General features: G+C 62.7%; 15 protein-coding genes and 1 pseudogene. 7 read left to right on the forward strand and 9 right to left on the reverse strand.

The genetic code is table 11. The features are described from left to right. Nucleotides 1-172: 172 nt before the first annotated feature. From AC0QUY_RS00470 to glnA, 3 genes are all read left to right on the forward strand, one after another. Nucleotides 173-430, forward strand: a complete 258-nt coding sequence (locus AC0QUY_RS00470; RefSeq protein WP_475385338.1) for a hypothetical protein — start codon at nt 173-175, stop codon at nt 428-430. Between the two features lie 168 nt (nt 431-598). Further along, the gene (locus AC0QUY_RS00475; protein ID WP_057848834.1) at nt 599-781 is read left to right on the forward strand and encodes a hypothetical protein; all 183 of its coding nucleotides are present in this window, start codon (nt 599-601) and stop codon (nt 779-781) included. 114 nt (nt 782-895) lie between these two features. Further along, on the forward strand, nt 896-2,326 hold the full coding sequence (gene glnA, locus AC0QUY_RS00480) for a type I glutamate--ammonia ligase (RefSeq protein WP_475385339.1): 1,431 nt from the start codon (nt 896-898) through the stop codon (nt 2,324-2,326). Between the two features lie 253 nt (nt 2,327-2,579). On the opposite strand, the gene AC0QUY_RS00485 is transcribed toward glnA, so the two are convergent. Beyond that, nucleotides 2,580-2,972, reverse strand: coding sequence for a nuclear transport factor 2 family protein (locus tag AC0QUY_RS00485; RefSeq protein ID WP_475385340.1), 393 nt, complete (start codon nt 2,970-2,972; stop codon nt 2,580-2,582). 179 nt (nt 2,973-3,151) lie between these two features. Further along, nucleotides 3,152-4,834 (reverse strand): glutamine--tRNA ligase/YqeY domain fusion protein, encoded by a 1,683-nt coding sequence (locus AC0QUY_RS00490; protein ID WP_475385341.1) that lies wholly within the window; start codon nt 4,832-4,834, stop codon nt 3,152-3,154. A gap of 144 nt (nt 4,835-4,978) precedes the next feature. Between AC0QUY_RS00490 and gltX the strand changes: the two genes are divergently transcribed. The 4 genes and pseudogenes from gltX to AC0QUY_RS00510 all read left to right on the forward strand — a co-directional run. Then, nucleotides 4,979-6,403, forward strand: a complete 1,425-nt coding sequence (gene gltX / locus AC0QUY_RS00495) for a glutamate--tRNA ligase (protein ID WP_475385342.1) — start codon at nt 4,979-4,981, stop codon at nt 6,401-6,403. Nucleotides 6,404-6,564: 161 nt separating this feature from the next. Further along, nucleotides 6,565-7,869: a citrate synthase gene (gene gltA, locus AC0QUY_RS00500; protein ID WP_475385343.1), complete on the forward strand. Its 1,305-nt coding sequence runs from the start codon at nt 6,565-6,567 to the stop codon at nt 7,867-7,869. 273 nt (nt 7,870-8,142) lie between these two features. Beyond that, nucleotides 8,143-8,505 carry an SPW repeat domain-containing protein gene (locus AC0QUY_RS00505; protein WP_475385344.1) on the forward strand — a complete coding sequence of 121 codons (363 nt, stop codon included), beginning with the start codon at nt 8,143-8,145 and terminating at the stop codon, nt 8,503-8,505. Between the two features lie 244 nt (nt 8,506-8,749). After that, nucleotides 8,750-9,226: pseudogene (locus AC0QUY_RS00510) on the forward strand (MFS transporter); the annotation flags it as partial. A gap of 104 nt (nt 9,227-9,330) precedes the next feature. Here the strand turns inward: AC0QUY_RS00510 and lpxB are convergent. The 7 genes from lpxB to lpxD all read right to left on the reverse strand — a co-directional run bounded on the left by lpxB (nt 9,331) and on the right by lpxD (nt 15,281). Beyond that, nucleotides 9,331-10,497, reverse strand: a complete 1,167-nt coding sequence (gene lpxB / locus AC0QUY_RS00515) for a lipid-A-disaccharide synthase (protein ID WP_161856695.1) — start codon at nt 10,495-10,497, stop codon at nt 9,331-9,333. Between the two features lie 23 nt (nt 10,498-10,520). Further along, nucleotides 10,521-11,378: an LpxI family protein gene (locus tag AC0QUY_RS00520; RefSeq protein WP_161854862.1), complete on the reverse strand. Its 858-nt coding sequence runs from the start codon at nt 11,376-11,378 to the stop codon at nt 10,521-10,523. A gap of 19 nt (nt 11,379-11,397) precedes the next feature. Beyond that, on the reverse strand, nt 11,398-12,201 hold the full coding sequence (gene lpxA / locus AC0QUY_RS00525; RefSeq protein ID WP_475385345.1) for an acyl-ACP--UDP-N-acetylglucosamine O-acyltransferase: 804 nt from the start codon (nt 12,199-12,201) through the stop codon (nt 11,398-11,400). Between the two features lie 170 nt (nt 12,202-12,371). Continuing rightward, nucleotides 12,372-12,725: a hypothetical protein gene (locus AC0QUY_RS00530; RefSeq protein WP_246738239.1), complete on the reverse strand. Its 354-nt coding sequence runs from the start codon at nt 12,723-12,725 to the stop codon at nt 12,372-12,374. A 249-nt stretch (nt 12,726-12,974) separates the two neighbouring features. Further along, complete coding sequence (locus tag AC0QUY_RS00535) at nt 12,975-13,610, reverse strand: histidine phosphatase family protein (protein WP_475385346.1); 636 nt, start codon at nt 13,608-13,610, stop codon at nt 12,975-12,977. 145 nt (nt 13,611-13,755) lie between these two features. Then, nucleotides 13,756-14,214: a 3-hydroxyacyl-ACP dehydratase FabZ gene (gene fabZ / locus AC0QUY_RS00540; protein WP_057859038.1), complete on the reverse strand. Its 459-nt coding sequence runs from the start codon at nt 14,212-14,214 to the stop codon at nt 13,756-13,758. Continuing rightward, nucleotides 14,214-15,281: a UDP-3-O-(3-hydroxymyristoyl)glucosamine N-acyltransferase gene (gene lpxD, locus AC0QUY_RS00545; protein WP_475385347.1), complete on the reverse strand. Its 1,068-nt coding sequence runs from the start codon at nt 15,279-15,281 to the stop codon at nt 14,214-14,216. Before lpxD ends, fabZ begins: the two co-directional genes overlap by 1 nt. Nucleotides 15,282-15,342: the final 61 nt, after the last annotated feature.

The following is a 15,342-nucleotide window of genomic DNA, read 5'->3' on the forward strand; positions in this document are numbered from 1 at the left end:
ACATCGGAGGTAACCGGAAGCTTTTTGCCGCCGTTGATCGAGCCGCGCTAAAAATCCCCATCATTGGGCGGTTTATTGAACCTGTCAGCGGTGCCGGATGCACAAACCGGAAGAATGCATGTCGGCCAGGTTACAGTTGCATCCAGTGAAATCGAACATCAGGACAAGTGACATGAAGCGTGCGGCCTGGATTTTATTTGCGGTGGTCCTGACCTCCGCCCCTGCCGATGCCGCCCCTCCAGAGCAATGCCGCTTCATCGAGGCGCGAGCCGAGCGCGAGGCGTGCTACCAGCGCCAGGAGGCCGCGCGGGCCGCCCGGCAAAAGGCGAACGAGGTCCGGCAGGCCGAGCAGCAAAAGCCCTACGAGCCCATGACGGCGGACGACGCCCAGCTCGCAAAATCCCTGCGCAGCATTTGCCGGGGTTGCTAGGCGGCCGGCGCTACAATCCAATCCCGGCGGCCCACCGCCCTGAAACCGCTCTTGCAAGTGCGCCGCAGCAGGATGCACACTGTGCGCGCATGACCAGGTGTCAACGTCTACGGCTCTCGGCTCGACTGGAATTCACAGTTGCGCTCAAAACGAGAGGAGCATGACCCCATGCGAGAAATCGAAATCCACGACTATGCACGGCAGTTGCTGGAAGCGCATGGCCCCAAGGCCATTGCGGAAGCGGCCCAGAACGCCATCGAACTCGAGGCAAAAGGCGAGGCCGAACTGGCCAGAACCTGGCGGCATATCGAAGACGCGATGAAGCTCATGCGCGGGCCGCACCAAAGCTGAGGCTGCCGGCGCGCAACGCAGAACGTGGTCCCAAAACCCGTCGCAAGCCGCTTCGCCACGGCTGAATGGCGGCACGACCTCCACGATGCGCCTCTCCATGACAGGAGTGAAGCCATGTTTCCGAAGTGTGCGACAGCCGAAGACCTCGTGAAGGCGATCAGCGACGAGAAGGTGCAGATGATCGATCTGCGCTTCACCGACTTGCCTGGGGTGTGGCAGCATTTTTCCGTCCCGCCGGGTGCAGCTAGTATCGATGCTCTCAGCGAAGGCATTGGATTCGACGGCTCATCCATCCGCGGCTTCCAGGAAATTCAGGAAAGCGACATGCTGGTCGTGCCGGACCCGGCCACGGCCTTTCTCGACCCGTACTCGCCTGCCTCGACCCTGGTCCTGATCTGCAACATCAGGGACCCCGTGACCGGTCAACCCTATAGCCGTGACGCCCGTTACATCGCCCAGAAGGCGGAAACCAACCTGAAGGGCACTGGCCTCGCCGATACGAGTTACTTCGGCCCGGAGGCGGAGTTCTTCGTGTTCGACGACGTGCGGTACGGACAAGGGATCAACTACGCCTTCCACGAAATCGATTCCAGCGAAGGCAGTTGGAATACCGGCAAGGAGGAAGACCCGAATCTGGGCCACAAGCCGCGCCCGAAGGAAGGATATTTTCCCGTTCCCCCGACCGACAGCATGCAGGCTCTCCGCACCGACATGGTGCTGACGATGGAACAACTCGGCATCCAGATCGAAGCCCATCACCATGAAGTCGCGACCGGCGGCCAGAACGAGATCGACATGCGCTTCACTACGCTCACCCGCATGGCGGACAATCTGATGATCTACAAATACGTGGTGAAGAACACCGCCCGCGAGCACGGTATGACCGCAACGTTCATGCCGAAGCCGCTGTTCGAGGACAACGCCTCGGGGATGCACGTTCACCAGTCTCTTTGGAAGGGCGAGACCAATCTGTTCTACGACAAGGGCGACTATGCCGAGTTGAGCCAGCTCGGCCGCTACTACATCGGCGGCCTGCTGACCCACGCCTGGGCGTTGTGCGGGCTTTGCGCCCCCACCACGAACTCCTATCGGCGTCTGGTGCCAGGCTATGAGGCTCCGATCAATCTGGTCTATTCGCAGCGCAACCGCTCAGCCTGCTGCCGGATTCCGATGTATTCGCCGAACCCGCGGGCAAAGCGCGTCGAGTTTCGCTCGCCCGATCCCTCCTGCAATCCCTATCTAGCCTTTGCCGCGATGCTGATGGCCGGCCTTGACGGCATCAACAGCCGGATCGATCCGGGCAGCCCGATCGACAAGAACCTTTATGACCTGCCGCCCGCCGAGGCGAAGGACGTGAAGTCGACACCCGGATCGCTGGATCAGGCGCTCGACGCGCTCGAGCGCGATCACGCCTTCCTGCTCCGCGGCGATGTGTTCACCGGCGACGTGATCGAGACCTGGCTCGACTACAAGCGCAAGAAAGAGATCGATCCTATCCGGCTGCGTCCTCATCCTTACGAGTTTCATTTGTATTACGACATCTAGAGTATGATGATTTTTGGTTAGATGAGTTTAGCCGCAACGCGCTTTACCTCTCCCGCTTGCGGGGGAGGTCGGCGCGAAGCGCCGGGTGGGGGCTCTCTCCACTCGGGTAGTATCGCCCGCGGAGACACCCCCACCCCAACCCTCCCCAGCAAGCGGGAGAGGGAGCGCACCTTCTTCGTGGTCGCAATCAAATCTAATTTCATCATGCTTTAGAATGGGATGACGCAGGAAGCGTCTTCGACGCACAACCGCCCTACGGCTCAATCAGCGGGGTCCTGGACGAGACGTGGTGGCTGACGATTTTCCAATCGCCGTCCTCGCGAACGATTACCCAGGTGATTTTCACCACCAGCGGCTCGGCATCTTTCTCGACGACAAAGGACGCCGTGCCGGCGACATTGATCAGGTCGATAGCCGCTTGCTCCGTCCTGACATCGGTGAATTGAACGGATGGCGACTGCCATCGCGGCAGCCCCTCGAAATAGGCCTGCACGCCGTCACGGCCGCTGTACAAGTTCGGGTTCGAGCCGAAGAAGAACGCGTTCCTCGAATAGAGCGCGGCGAGGGCCGTGGCATCCAACGTGCTGAACGCCGTCGCCCATCTTTTCATGATGCCGGAGACGATGTCGTCGGTCGCGTTCTGCATCGATGATCCAATTTTGTAGTAGCCCTTCATGGTGAGGAGGCGTTTTAGCGCCGTCTCCGGACGATGCTCCGCATCGCCGGGAGAACCACGAGGCCCCACTGGTGCCATTCATCCTTCGAGACGCGGCGCTTCGCGCTCCTCAGGATGAGGTCCGACATACCACCGGCAGAAACGCAGCTTCAGCCCTTCCCGCCGACTTCCTTTGCAAAGGTGTCGCGCAGGCCGATGGTGCGGTTGAATACCGGCTTGCCCGGCGCAGAATCCTTGTCGCGCACGAAGTAGCCCTGCCGTTCGAACTGCATCACCTCGCCGGAATTGTCCGACGTGACCGACGGCTCGATCCGGGCGTCAGGCAAAACTTCGAGGGACTCCGGATTGAGGTCGGCGGCGAAATTTGCAGCGCTCGGGCTCGGGTTCGAAAAGAGCTGATTGTAGACGCGGATCTCCGCCGGCACTGAATCCTTGGCTGACAGCCAGTGCATGGTGGCCTTGACCTTGCGGCCATCGGGCGCGTTGCCGCCCTTGGTCACGGGATCGTAGGTGCAGCGCAATTCGACCACCTCGCCCGCGTCGTTCTTGATGACGCCGGTGCATTTGACGAAATAGGCATAGCGCAGCCGCACCTCGTTGCCCGGTGACAGGCGGAAGAATTTTTTGGGTGGATTTTCCATGAAGTCGTCGCGCTCGATGTAAAGCTCGCGGCCGAACGAAATTTTTCGCGTGCCGGCGCCCGCGTCGTCGGGATGGTTGACGGCCTCGAGCTCCTCGACCTGCCCTTCCGGATAATTCTCGATCACCACCTTCAGCGGCCGCAACACCGCCATCCGCCGCTGCGCTGACTTGTTGAGATGCTCACGAATGCAGAATTCCAGCATGCCGACATCGACGACGCTGTTGGCCTTCGCCACGCCGATGCGCTTGACGAATTCGCGCACGGCGGCCGGTGGCACGCCGCGCCGCTTCAACCCCGCAATGGTCGGCATGCGCGGGTCATCCCAGCCGGAGACGTGGCCGTCGCGGACGAGCTGCGTCAGCACGCGCTTGGACAGCAGCGTGTAGGTCAGGTTCAGCCGGGCGAATTCGTACTGGCGCGGCTTTGACGGCACCGGCAGCTTGTCGAGCAGCCATTCATAAAGCGGCCGGTGGTCCTCGAATTCCAGCGTGCAGATCGAATGCGTGATGCCTTCGATGGCGTCCGACTGGCCGTGCGCGTAGTCGTAGCTCGGATAGATCGACCATTTGTTGCCGGTGCGCGGATGCTCGGCATGCAGGATGCGGTAGAGCACGGGGTCGCGCAGGTTGATGTTGCCGGCGGCCATGTCGATCTTCGCCCGCAGCACCCGCGTGCCGTTCGGAAACTCGCCGGCCTTCATGCGGCGGAAGAGGTCGAGATTTTCCTCCACCGGGCGGTCGCGGAACGGCGAGTTCTTGCCGGGCTCCGTCAGCGTGCCGCGGTTGACCCTGATTTCCTCCTGCGACTGGTCGTCGACATAGGCATCACCAGCCTTGATCAGGCCCTCCGCCCAATCGTACAGGCGCTCGAAATAGTCGGAGGCGTAATAGAGATCGGTTCCCCAGTCATAGCCGAGCCAGTGCACGTCGGCCTGGATGGAATCGATATATTCCTGCTCTTCCTTGGTCGGGTTGGTGTCGTCGAAGCGCAGATGGCACTTGCCGGCGAACTCCTGCGCGATGCCGAAATTAAGGGCAATCGACTTGGCGTGGCCGATGTGCAGGTAGCCGTTCGGCTCCGGCGGAAATCGGGTCACGATCCGGCTATGTTTCTTCGAGGAGAGATCGGCCTGTACGATGTCGCGGATGAAATCGCGCCCCGCCTCTGCCGCTACCGGTTCTGTGGTCATCAACGAGTTCCTGTTAGGGATTGGCGAACCTTCTGCCAAATTCGCCCTTGCGAGCCAAGCCTACTTTGCCAATGGCTAAGGCTTTAGTTATGCACCGTTCCTGCTATACACCACCGCCAATTCCAAACCTCACCCGCCCGGTAAATGACAGATCCCGTCGTCACACGCTTCGCCCCCTCGCCCACCGGCTTCCTCCACATCGGGGGCGCCCGCACCGCGCTGTTCAACTGGCTCTACGCCAAGAAGACTGGCGGCAAGATGCTGCTGCGGATCGAGGATACCGATCGCGAGCGGTCGACCGAACCTGCCATTGCGGCCATTCTCGACGGCCTGAAATGGCTCGAGCTCGATTGGGACGGCGACGTCATCTACCAGTTCAGCCGCGCCGCGCGCCATCGCGAGGTGGCAGAGCAGTTGCTCGCCAGCGGCAAAGCCTACCGCTGCTACGCCACCGGGCAGGAACTGGCAGCGATGCGCGAGAAGGCACGCGCCGAGGGCAGGACGCGCCTCTATGATGGGATGTGGCGGGACCGCGACCCCTCGGAGGCGCCCGCGGGCATGAAGCCCACGATCCGCCTCAAGGCGCCGCAGACCGGCGAGACCGTGATCGAGGACCAGGTGCAGGGCCGCGTGGTCTGGCAGAACGAGAACCTCGACGATCTCGTGCTTTTGCGCGGCGACGGCAACCCGACCTACATGCTGGCTGTCGTGGTCGACGACCACGACATGGGCGTCACGCACGTGATCCGGGGCGACGACCATCTGATCAACGCCGCGCGCCAGAAGCAGATCTACGACGCGCTCGGCTGGGACATCCCCAACATGTCCCACATCCCCCTAATCCATGGGCCCGACGGCTCAAAACTCTCGAAGCGCCATGGCGCGCTCGGCGTCGATGCCTATCGCGCCATGGGATATCTGCCGGCGGCGCTCCGCAATTACCTGGTCCGGCTCGGCTGGAGCCATGGTGACCAGGAAATCTTCTCGACACAGGAAATGATCGACGCGTTCGATCTGCCCGCGATCGGTCGCTCGGCGGCGCGGTTCGATTTCGCCAAGCTGGAGAACCTCAACGGCCACTACATCCGCCATGCTGATGACCGCGAGCTGGTCGCGCAGTTCGAAAGCGTATTGGATTACGTCCCCAACGGCGCCGAGCTGAAGGCAAAACTCAACGACACGACGCGCGGCCAACTGCTTCGCGCTATGCCGAGCCTGAAGGAGCGCGCCAAGACCCTGATCGAGCTGATATCGGGCGCCTACTTCATCTTTGCCGACCGTCCGCTTGAGATCGAGCCGAAGGCGGCCGCCCTGCTGACGCCGGAGACGCGCGCGCTGATCGGCCAACTCCGGACCGCGCTCGAGACCGTCACCGACTGGCGCGCCGAGACCGCGGAAGCCGCCATGCGGAATTTCGCAGAGCAGAACAATCTCAAGCTCGGCGCCGTCGCCCAGCCACTCCGGGTGGCACTGACCGGACGTACGACTTCACCGGGCATTTTTGACGTTTTGGCGGTACTAGGGCGGGACGAATGCCTGGCCCGCTTGGGCGATCAGGCGGCCAACTAAGCCCCTACCATATGGGGGGCCGCGGCCATCTTGCAGTGCACAGGGCAATAAGCTACGCCTTTGGCGCCGCTTCTAGACACGCCGGCTTCCCTTGCTGCTGCCTTGCGAATGGCACCAAGGTCGGCGCGGTTTTTTCGTAACGATTTCATCGGGGATCCACGATGGACGCAAAATCCAGCAACAAGACTGCAACGCTCACGGTAGGTAACAAGACCTACGATTTCCCGATCCTCAGCGGCACGGTGGGGCCCGATGTCATCGACATCGCCAAGCTCTACGCCCAGGCCGGGATGTTCACCTACGACCCGGGTTTTACCTCGACCGGTAGCTGCCAGTCGAAGATCACCTATATCGACGGCGATGCCGGCGTGCTGGAATACCGCGGCTACCCGATCGAGCAACTCGCCGAAAAGGGCGACTTCCTCGAGACCTGCTACCTGCTGCTCTACGGGGAGCTTCCGACCCCGGCGCAGAAGAAAGACTTCGACCATCGCGTGATCCATCACACCATGGTTCACGAGCAGATGGCCCGCTTCTTCCAGGGTTTCCGCCGCGACGCCCATCCGATGGCGATCATGGTCGCCGCCGTCGGCGCGCTCGCCGCGTTCTATCACGACAGCACCGACATCAACGATCCGAAGCAGCGCATGATCGCCTCGATGCGCATGATCGCGAAGGTCCCGACGCTGGCCGCAATGGCCTTCAAATACACCGTCGGCCAGCCCTTCATGTATCCGAAGAACTCGCTCTCCTTTGCCGAGAACTTCCTGCACATGTGCTTCGCGGTGCCTTGCGAGGATTACAAGATCAACCCGGTGCTGGCTGACGCGCTCGACAAGATCTTCATCCTGCACGCCGACCACGAGCAGAACGCCTCGACCTCGACGGTGCGTATCGCCGGCTCCTCCGGCGCCAACCCGTTCGCCTGCATCGCCGCCGGCATCGCCTGCCTCTGGGGCCCCGCGCATGGCGGCGCCAACGAAGCCGCGCTCGCAATGCTCGCCGACATCGGCACGGTCGACAAGATTCCGGAATTCATTGCCAAGGTGAAGGACAAGAACTCTGAAGTCCGCCTGATGGGCTTTGGCCACCGCGTCTACAAGAACTACGACCCGCGCGCCAAGATCATGCAGAAGATGTGTCACGCCGTGCTGGCCGAGACCGGCCATGGCGACGACCCGATGCTGAAGGTCGCACTGGAGCTGGAAAAGATCGCGCTCTCCGACCAGTACTTCATCGACCGCAAGCTCTATCCGAACGTGGACTTCTATTCGGGCATCACGCTGAAGGCGATGGGCTTCCCGACCTCGATGTTCACCGTGCTGTTCGCGGTCGCCCGCACCGTCGGCTGGATCAGCCAGTGGAGCGAGATGATCGAGGATCCGCAGCAGAAGATCGGCCGTCCGCGCCAGCTCTACACCGGCGTCGCCCGCCGCGACTACGTCGAGATGGACAAGCGCAAGTAAGCTGCCTCATAGGGACAAGTCGGAAAAGCCGGATGCGATCATCGCGTCCGGCTTTTCTCTTGTGGGGTGGGCAAAGCGGAGCGTGCCCACGATGGCCGATGCCCGAAGAGATGTGGGCACGCTTCGCTTGCCACCCTACGCCGCGCTAACCCCGCCGCGCCCTTCTTGGCCGTGTCGCCGACCGCCTCGCCAGCCGCGTTGTCGCAGGCCCTAGGCAGCTGCAAAAACCAATACCATGTGCAAAGGGAGACTTGCGCGAAGGAGGTGAGCTTCATGCGCATTCGACATTGGCAAGACGTTGCCAGCCTGGTGATGGGCGTCTGGCTGGTTTTGTCGCCGTTCGTCCTCGGCTTCACCGGGGCGGCCACCTGGATCACCGTCGTGCTTGGGTTATGCGTTATCTTGTTTGCCTTGGAGGGGTTCATCATTCCGTCCTATCTGGAGGAATGGGGAGAAATTCTCCTCGGCCTGGCCCTGCTGGCGGCGCCCTGGACGGTTGGCTACGAGACAACCTTGGCTACGGTCAACAGTGTGGTGTCAGGTCTGGTCGTGATCCTGTTTGCAGTCTGGGAATTGGCGACCGATCGCGACTTCGCCACATGGTGGCACGATCACTGGCATCGGACAGCCAACTGACAACACGGAGGTTGTCTGAAGCCTGACTTGGAAGGCCTCGCTACGACCGTCCATCGGTGACGTCGGGAGCGACGGGTTGTTTCGGCGTGCTGTTTCGAACCCGTTCGCATCATCCTCGATGCCGTGGCAACGGCCGCGCAAATGCGCGCCGTTCGTTGAAGCGACGCCGGCGGGTGCGTGCCGGACGGCGCCATTCGCCGCGATCCCCTCTTACCGCCCGACTGAGCCAAAAGTCTTATGAGGCCGTGGCTACTACACCGGCTGGCTTCAGACCTCGCCTACGCTCGGGATCGTGGTGTCACTGGCCGTAATCATCGCAACCCGCACCTACTTCGGCAATGAGGCCTTCGACGCGTGGGCCTGGCGCGTCCCGTTCCTGGTGTCCTTCCTGCTGGTGGGTATTGCGATCTACATCCGGCTTCAGTTGCAGGAGACGCCGATCTTCCAGGAGATAAAGGCCAAGGGCCAGATGACCAGAAATCCCTGGAAGGAGGCCTTCGTCAGTTCGAACATCAAATACGTCGGGATCGCCACCATCGTGCTGATCGGGCAAGGCGTGGTTTGGTACAGCGGCCAGTTCTGGGCGCTGTATTTCCTGCAGCAGGTCTCCAAGGTGGACCCGCTGACCTCGGCCTACATCGTGGGAGCAGCGCTGCTGATTGCAACGCCAAGCTTGATCTTTTTTGGCTGGCTGTCCGACATCATCGGCCGCAAGCCGGTGCCTAAAGCGTGATGACGTTTCTTCGAATCGTCATCCCGCTTTATCTTTTTGTTTGAGCATGATCCTTTCGGAAAACCGCTACACACACTTTTCCGGATCATGCTCTAGTTTGGCCGTCTAGCCTTGTGCATCGTCGCAAGCACGATATCGGCCGCCCGCACGCTGGGCGGCTGGTTGCCGGTCGACATGATGTCGTCGATCTTGGCGAAGCCTTCGAGTTGCTTCCGGCGCAGGTCGCTGTCGCTCATCACCTCGCGTAGCGCCTGCGAAAGCTTTTCCGGCGTGCAGTCTTCCTGCAGGAATTCGGGAATGACGTTCTCGCCGATCACGAGATTGGCAAGGATCACCGAGTTCACCTTGATCGCGCGGCGCAGGATCCACGCTTCCATCGCGCCGGTGCGGTAGGCCGTGACCATCGGCACGCCCGCCAGCGCCAGTTCGAGCGTCACGGTGCCTGACTTGGCCAGCGCCGCGTGCGCGATCCGAAACTTCGCGCGCTTCTCCTGCTCGCCGATGACGACCTGGGGCTGCACTGGCCAGCCCTTCACGGCCTCCACCACCGTCTCCTGCAGATGCGGCATGGTCGGCAGCACCAGTTCGAACGTGGTGCCCTGCTCCTGCAGCCGCGCCACCGCCTGGCCGAACACCGCCATGTGGTGGCGGATTTCGCTGCGGCGGCTTCCCGGCAGCACCAAGAGCACCGGCGGCGATTCCGCCCGCCGCGCAGCCTCCTCGGCATTCGGGCGCAGCGAGGCCAGTTGCTCGGTCAGGGGATGGCCGACATAGCTGCAGGGCGGCCCGTGCAGCCGTTGATAGGCCTCGGGCTCGAACGGCAGCAGCGCCAGCACGTGATCGACATATTTCAGCATCGCCCGCGCCCTGCCCGGCCGCCACGCCCAGACGGAGGGCGATACATAGTCGACGATCGGCAGCCCGGGATCCTTGGCGCGGACGCGCTTGGCGACGCGGTGGGTGAAGTCGGGGCTGTCGATGATGACGAGAATATCGGGTGCGGCTTCCGTCACCGCGATCGCGGTTTCCTTGATCAGGCCGAGTATCTTCGGCAGGTCCTTGACGACGGCGGCGAGCCCGATGATCGAGAGCTCCTCGATCGGAAACAGCGACTCCAAGCCTTCGCGCGCCATCGCGCGACCGCCGACGCCTTCGAACTGCACCCCGTCGCCAAGGCGCTGGCGCAGCACCTTCATCAAATTGGCGCCGAGACGATCGCCGGACTCTTCCGTCGCGATCAGAAAGATCCTCCGCTCCATCCCCGCGGTTGCGCGAGACGGTGTCACGCTGCTAACCCCTGGATGAACAGACCGGCTTTGTCCGCGGCCTCGATCATGGCTTGCGAGTCGGCGGCAATCGTGTGGCCCGCGATCACGGCGATGCCGGCGAGCCCGGCCTTGGCCGCGCCGTCGATGGTTTTGGCGCCCACCGTCGGCAGGTCGAAGCGCAAATCCTGGCCGCTCTTCGGCGCCTTGACCAGCACGCCGCGGCCGGATTTGGCTCTGATACGCCCAGCCTCCCGCAGCCGCGCCACGCGTGCGAGCAGCCCATCGGTGCCCTCAATGTCCTCGACCGCCACCACGTGCCCGTCGATCACGACCACGGCCTGGCCGATGTCGAAGGGACCGAGCGCGCCGAGCACCTCCCGCCCTCTGGCGATATCGGCCAGGGCGGCCGGATCGGGCGTGGCGCGGGCAATGTTTCCTTCCGGCATCAGAATATCGGGCGCGACATCCCTGATGCCGACCATTCGAAAACCGTCCTGTTCGAGGATGCGGCCGATGCCCGACAGCAGATGATCGTCGCCGCCGCGAAATGCCGCCAGGACATGGCCGATGACGCGCAGCGTTCCCCAGTCCAGGCGGATTTCCGACAGCGCCGGGCGCAGCAGCGTGCCGATGAAGATCAGATCGCGGCAGCCCTCGCTGCGGAACAACTTTGTCGCGCGGCCGAGTTGTCCGACCGAAATCCAGTGATGACGGTAGCGTTCGACCCCACCCGGATCGCAGGCGCCGCGCAGCGCGAACAGCACCGGCGCGATCCCCCGCGCGGCAAGCGAATCCGCCACCGCGAACGGCATTGCGCCGCCGCCTGCGATGACGCCGACCGGCGATGAAATGTCGGAGGCCGCTGAGATCATGGCTGCGGCGATCCCGTCATCACTGCCTGTGGCCGTCGTCGGCGGGAAGGCAAAGCGCGCGATGCTTGCCCTGCTCGATGAAGGCGAGGATTTCGGCGATCGCCGGGTCCTCGCCGGCCAACGGCTGCACCGCGCTCAGCCGCTCGGCAAAGATGCCGGGGCCGTGAAACAGCTTCTGGTAGAACGAGCGCACTTTCGCCAGCCGCTCCTTGGTGAACTTGCGGCGCTTCATGCCGATGATGTTGAGGCCTTCGAGAGCGGCATACTGGCCGTTGACGAGGCCGAATGGAATGACGTCGCCGCGCACGCCGCAGACGCCGCCGACCATCACCTGCGGCCCGATCCGCGTGAACTGGTGCACGGCCGATAACCCGCCGATGAAGACGAAATCGCCGATCTCGCAATGGCCGCCGAGCGTCGCCGAGGTCGCGAAAATCACGTCATTGCCGACCTGGCAATCGTGCCCGACATGGCTGCAGTTCATGAAGTAGCCGCGCTCGCCGACCCGCGTCACGCCGCCGCCGGCGACCGTGCCGGCGTTCATGGTCGAGGACTCGCGGATGGTGCAGCCCGCACCGATCTCGAGCCTCGTCAGTTCGCCCTTGTAACTCAGCGATTGCGGCGGCGTGCCGAGCGAGACGAACGGATAGATCGTGCAGCCGTCGCCGATCGTGGTCTGCGCAGTGACGTGCACATGCGCGATCAACTTGCACTTGGCGCCGATGATGACATGGGGCCCGATGATGCAATAGGGACCGATCGTCGTCCCCTCGCCGATCACAGCGCCATCCTCAACCCGCGCGGTTGGATCGATCGTACCCATCAACTAAGCCCAGCCCATCCGTTGCACGCGAATATCTCGCGTTTTCCGGTGGTTAGCGCGGCATCCCAAGGCTGTCTAGTGACGTATGGTTACGGCGTGTTGCGAATCGTCCGGTCCGCAATGTCCGCGGTCGGCCGGTCCTCGCCGGACGTCAGAGCGATCCTGCGGCGTCAGGTCATGCTGCCGGGCATGAAGCAGCGAATCGAAATTCCGGCCGTGCCCTTGATCGGCCAGACCATCGTCCTGCCCACGCGATTCGGCACCGTGATGAGGGCGTCGTCGGGGACGTCGATCCACTGGCCCTCGAGGCGCACGCGATAGTGACCGTCCTTCGATTCCCAATCGACGTCGGCAACCGCTGAGCCGTCGGCATCGGAGCAGCACGGCCCCTTGCCGCTTCTCAAGCTATCGAACCAGGATTTGAGCGGAGAATTGGCGTAACGGCCGTCGTCGCGTGCCATTGCGCTACCAGCGAAAACAGCGGCCGAGCCTATCAGCACAACGGCAGTTGTCAGGCGTTTCATGCGGCAATCTCAACAGTGACCTGCCACCGGAAATCACGAGTCAGTCGATTGGACCGAAGTTCCAATGCGCCATGCTCACGCTGACGGCATGGCCACACGGAGTGACAGGCACATGCTCCGTCAACGTCCCGAAATTGTCGAGTATACCCGCGTATAGTCACGCCTGACTGTTGCAGACAGTGCGCGGTGACAGTTCACACCAACGGCGCTCCTCACGCGCAGGCAACTGCCGACCTCGCAATATTCTCTCTAGCTGCCTGCCTGCGCGATCCACTCGCTTGCCTGCACCCGCGTGAAGAGGACGGCCGGGCCCGAGGCGCTGGTCTTGTACACCAGTGCCTCGCCTTCGCGGATATCGGCAAATTCCTTGCCGAAGGCATCGGCGACGTTGGTCTTGTGCGTCACCGCCAGATTGTTGACGCCGGCTTTCGGAGCCACGTTGACGAGGTCGCGCACGGCGCGTCCCGCCTTGGCGTTCTTGCCGTCGGGGTTAGCCATCGCCGACGAACTGCCGGCGCCGCTGTCGGTCAATTCGTCCACCGCAGCCACGTCCTTGCCGCCAATCAGCTTACCAGTCTCCACTGCACGGTTGAGCCGGCTGGTGTAGACTTCGCCGACCGGCACCCCCAGTTTCGCAAGCGCCGCCCCAAGCTCGCGTGCCATGGCGCGGCCCTTCTCGCTCAGTTGCCGCTGCGCGCTCATGTCGTCGAACTTGAAGGGATAGATGTCCTTCTGGCTATCGTCGGTGGCGCCGTGCCGAAACACGATGACGTAGCCACCGCCCTTCAGCGACGATACCAGACCGTTCAGATCAGCCGCGTAACTTGGCGGCGACGTCAGCAGAAAAATGACCAAACACGAAATAATGGACGCAAGCCTGTTCACGGGAAGCCTCCGTTGAAAAAGCGTGGTCCCAAACCGGACTTATGCGGAAAATTTCATCAATCGCCTCGGCGTGGGTTCCACTACCAACGATTGAGCAGAGATATCAGGAAGACGTCGGTTGTGTGACGGATAAATTCAATTCGGCTCAATCCGTCAGCATCGCGCCGACGTCAGCCTCGGCGACCACGCTGCCATTCACCTTGGCGTCGCCGTGAAACCACCACATCGCCTTGCGGCGGCCGATCGAGCGCATGTGATACTCGATGGTATCGCCGGGCATCACGGGTTTTCGGAATTTGCACTTGTCGATGGTCAGGAAGTAGACCGCCCGCGGCTTCTCGGTGCCTTCGACCGACTTGATGCCGATGACGCCGGCGGTCTGCGCCATGGCCTCGATCATCATCACGCCGGGGTAGACCGGACGCTCGGGAAAATGGCCGAGAAACGGCGGCTCGTTGAAGGTGACGTTCTTGATACCGATCCCACTGTAATCGGTCCGGATTTTGATCACCCGGTCGATCAGCAGCATCGGATAGCGGTGCGGGAGCGTCTTGAGGATCTCGTTGATATCCACGAGCTCGAACCTGACCGGTGCCTCCTCCATCACTCCTGTCCTTCGCCTTTCGGATCGGTCGTGCCGCCCTGTGCCAGCCGCTCCACTGCAACGATCTCTCTAAACCACTGCTTGGTTGGTTTGGCAAAATGACCGCCCCAGCGGCCGTTCGGCGGAATGTCGTCCTTGACCGCGCTCATGGCCGTGACCTGGGCGCCGTCGCCGATCTTGAGGTGATTGTTGATACCCACCTTCGCCCCCAGCGCGACGTTGTCACCGATCGTCAGGCTGCCCGCGAGCCCGATCTGGGCCGCGAGCAGGCAGTGCCTGCCGATCGTCACATTGTGGCCGATCTGGACCTGATTGTCGATTTTGGTCCCCTCGCCGATCACCGTATCCCGGAGGCTGCCGCGGTCGATGCAGGTGCCGGCACCGATCTCGACATCGTTCTGGATCAGGACGCGGCCGGTCTGAGGCACCTTCAGGTGGCCCTCGGGGCCGAAGAAGATGAAGCCATAGCCGTCCTGGCCGATGCTGCAAGCGGGATGGATCAGGACGTTGTTGCCGATCAGGGCGAACTGAATCGCGGTCCGCGCGCCGACATTGCAGTCGCGGCCGATCTTGACGTCGGCGCCGATCACCGCGCCGGCGCCGATCACCGTACCGGTGCCGATCTCGACCCGCGGGCCGATCACCGCCAGCGGATCGACGATGACACCGTCCTCGAGATGGGCGGACGGGTCGATGATCGCCGACGGCGCGATGCCGTCATTGTCGAACCAGGATTGCGGACGAAGCGCGTCGGCGTGCCATTCGCGCGCCAGCTTCACGAAGGCGCGGAACGGCTGGGCCGCCCGCAGCACCGCCACATGGGCTGGCACCTGGGCTTCGAAACGCAGGCTGACCAGGCAGGCGCCGGCCTTGGTCGCCTTGAGCTGATCGGCATATTTGAGGTTGTCGAAGAACGCCAGATGCATGGGACCGGCTTCGTCGAGCGAAGCGAGGCCCTTGATCACATGACCGCCCCGCGCGGGATCGGCCAATACCGCTCCCGTCAGCGCGGCCAGCTCGGCCAGCGTCGAGGAAGGAGGTTGCTTGAAGAATATCGGCTGCGCCATTCCATCCGCCGCAGTCCGGCCGGCCTTCACACCGGAGTGCCGGCTCCGAAGCAACGGAGCC

This window comes from Bradyrhizobium sp. WYCCWR15520, assembly GCF_056174665.1.

What these genes read in the sequence shown, in the direction of transcription:
- AC0QUY_RS00470 (WP_475385338.1), top strand. Translation starts at nt 173, where the DNA reads ATGAAGCGTGCGGCCTGGATTTTATTTGCGGTGGTCCTGACCTCCGCC.
- AC0QUY_RS00475 (WP_057848834.1), top strand. Translation starts at nt 599, where the DNA reads ATGCGAGAAATCGAAATCCACGACTATGCACGGCAGTTGCTGGAAGCG.
- glnA (WP_475385339.1), top strand. Translation starts at nt 896, where the DNA reads ATGTTTCCGAAGTGTGCGACAGCCGAAGACCTCGTGAAGGCGATCAGC.
- AC0QUY_RS00485 (WP_475385340.1), bottom strand. Translation starts at nt 2,972, where the DNA reads ATGCAGAACGCGACCGACGACATCGTCTCCGGCATCATGAAAAGATGG.
- AC0QUY_RS00490 (WP_475385341.1), bottom strand. Translation starts at nt 4,834, where the DNA reads ATGACCACAGAACCGGTAGCGGCAGAGGCGGGGCGCGATTTCATCCGC.
- gltX (WP_475385342.1), top strand. Translation starts at nt 4,979, where the DNA reads ATGACAGATCCCGTCGTCACACGCTTCGCCCCCTCGCCCACCGGCTTC.
- gltA (WP_475385343.1), top strand. Translation starts at nt 6,565, where the DNA reads ATGGACGCAAAATCCAGCAACAAGACTGCAACGCTCACGGTAGGTAAC.
- AC0QUY_RS00505 (WP_475385344.1), top strand. Translation starts at nt 8,143, where the DNA reads ATGCGCATTCGACATTGGCAAGACGTTGCCAGCCTGGTGATGGGCGTC.
- lpxB (WP_161856695.1), bottom strand. Translation starts at nt 10,497, where the DNA reads ATGGAGCGGAGGATCTTTCTGATCGCGACGGAAGAGTCCGGCGATCGT.
- AC0QUY_RS00520 (WP_161854862.1), bottom strand. Translation starts at nt 11,378, where the DNA reads ATGATCTCAGCGGCCTCCGACATTTCATCGCCGGTCGGCGTCATCGCA.
- lpxA (WP_475385345.1), bottom strand. Translation starts at nt 12,201, where the DNA reads ATGGGTACGATCGATCCAACCGCGCGGGTTGAGGATGGCGCTGTGATC.
- AC0QUY_RS00530 (WP_246738239.1), bottom strand. Translation starts at nt 12,725, where the DNA reads ATGAAACGCCTGACAACTGCCGTTGTGCTGATAGGCTCGGCCGCTGTT.
- fabZ (WP_057859038.1), bottom strand. Translation starts at nt 14,214, where the DNA reads ATGGAGGAGGCACCGGTCAGGTTCGAGCTCGTGGATATCAACGAGATC.
- lpxD (WP_475385347.1), bottom strand. Translation starts at nt 15,281, where the DNA reads ATGGCGCAGCCGATATTCTTCAAGCAACCTCCTTCCTCGACGCTGGCC.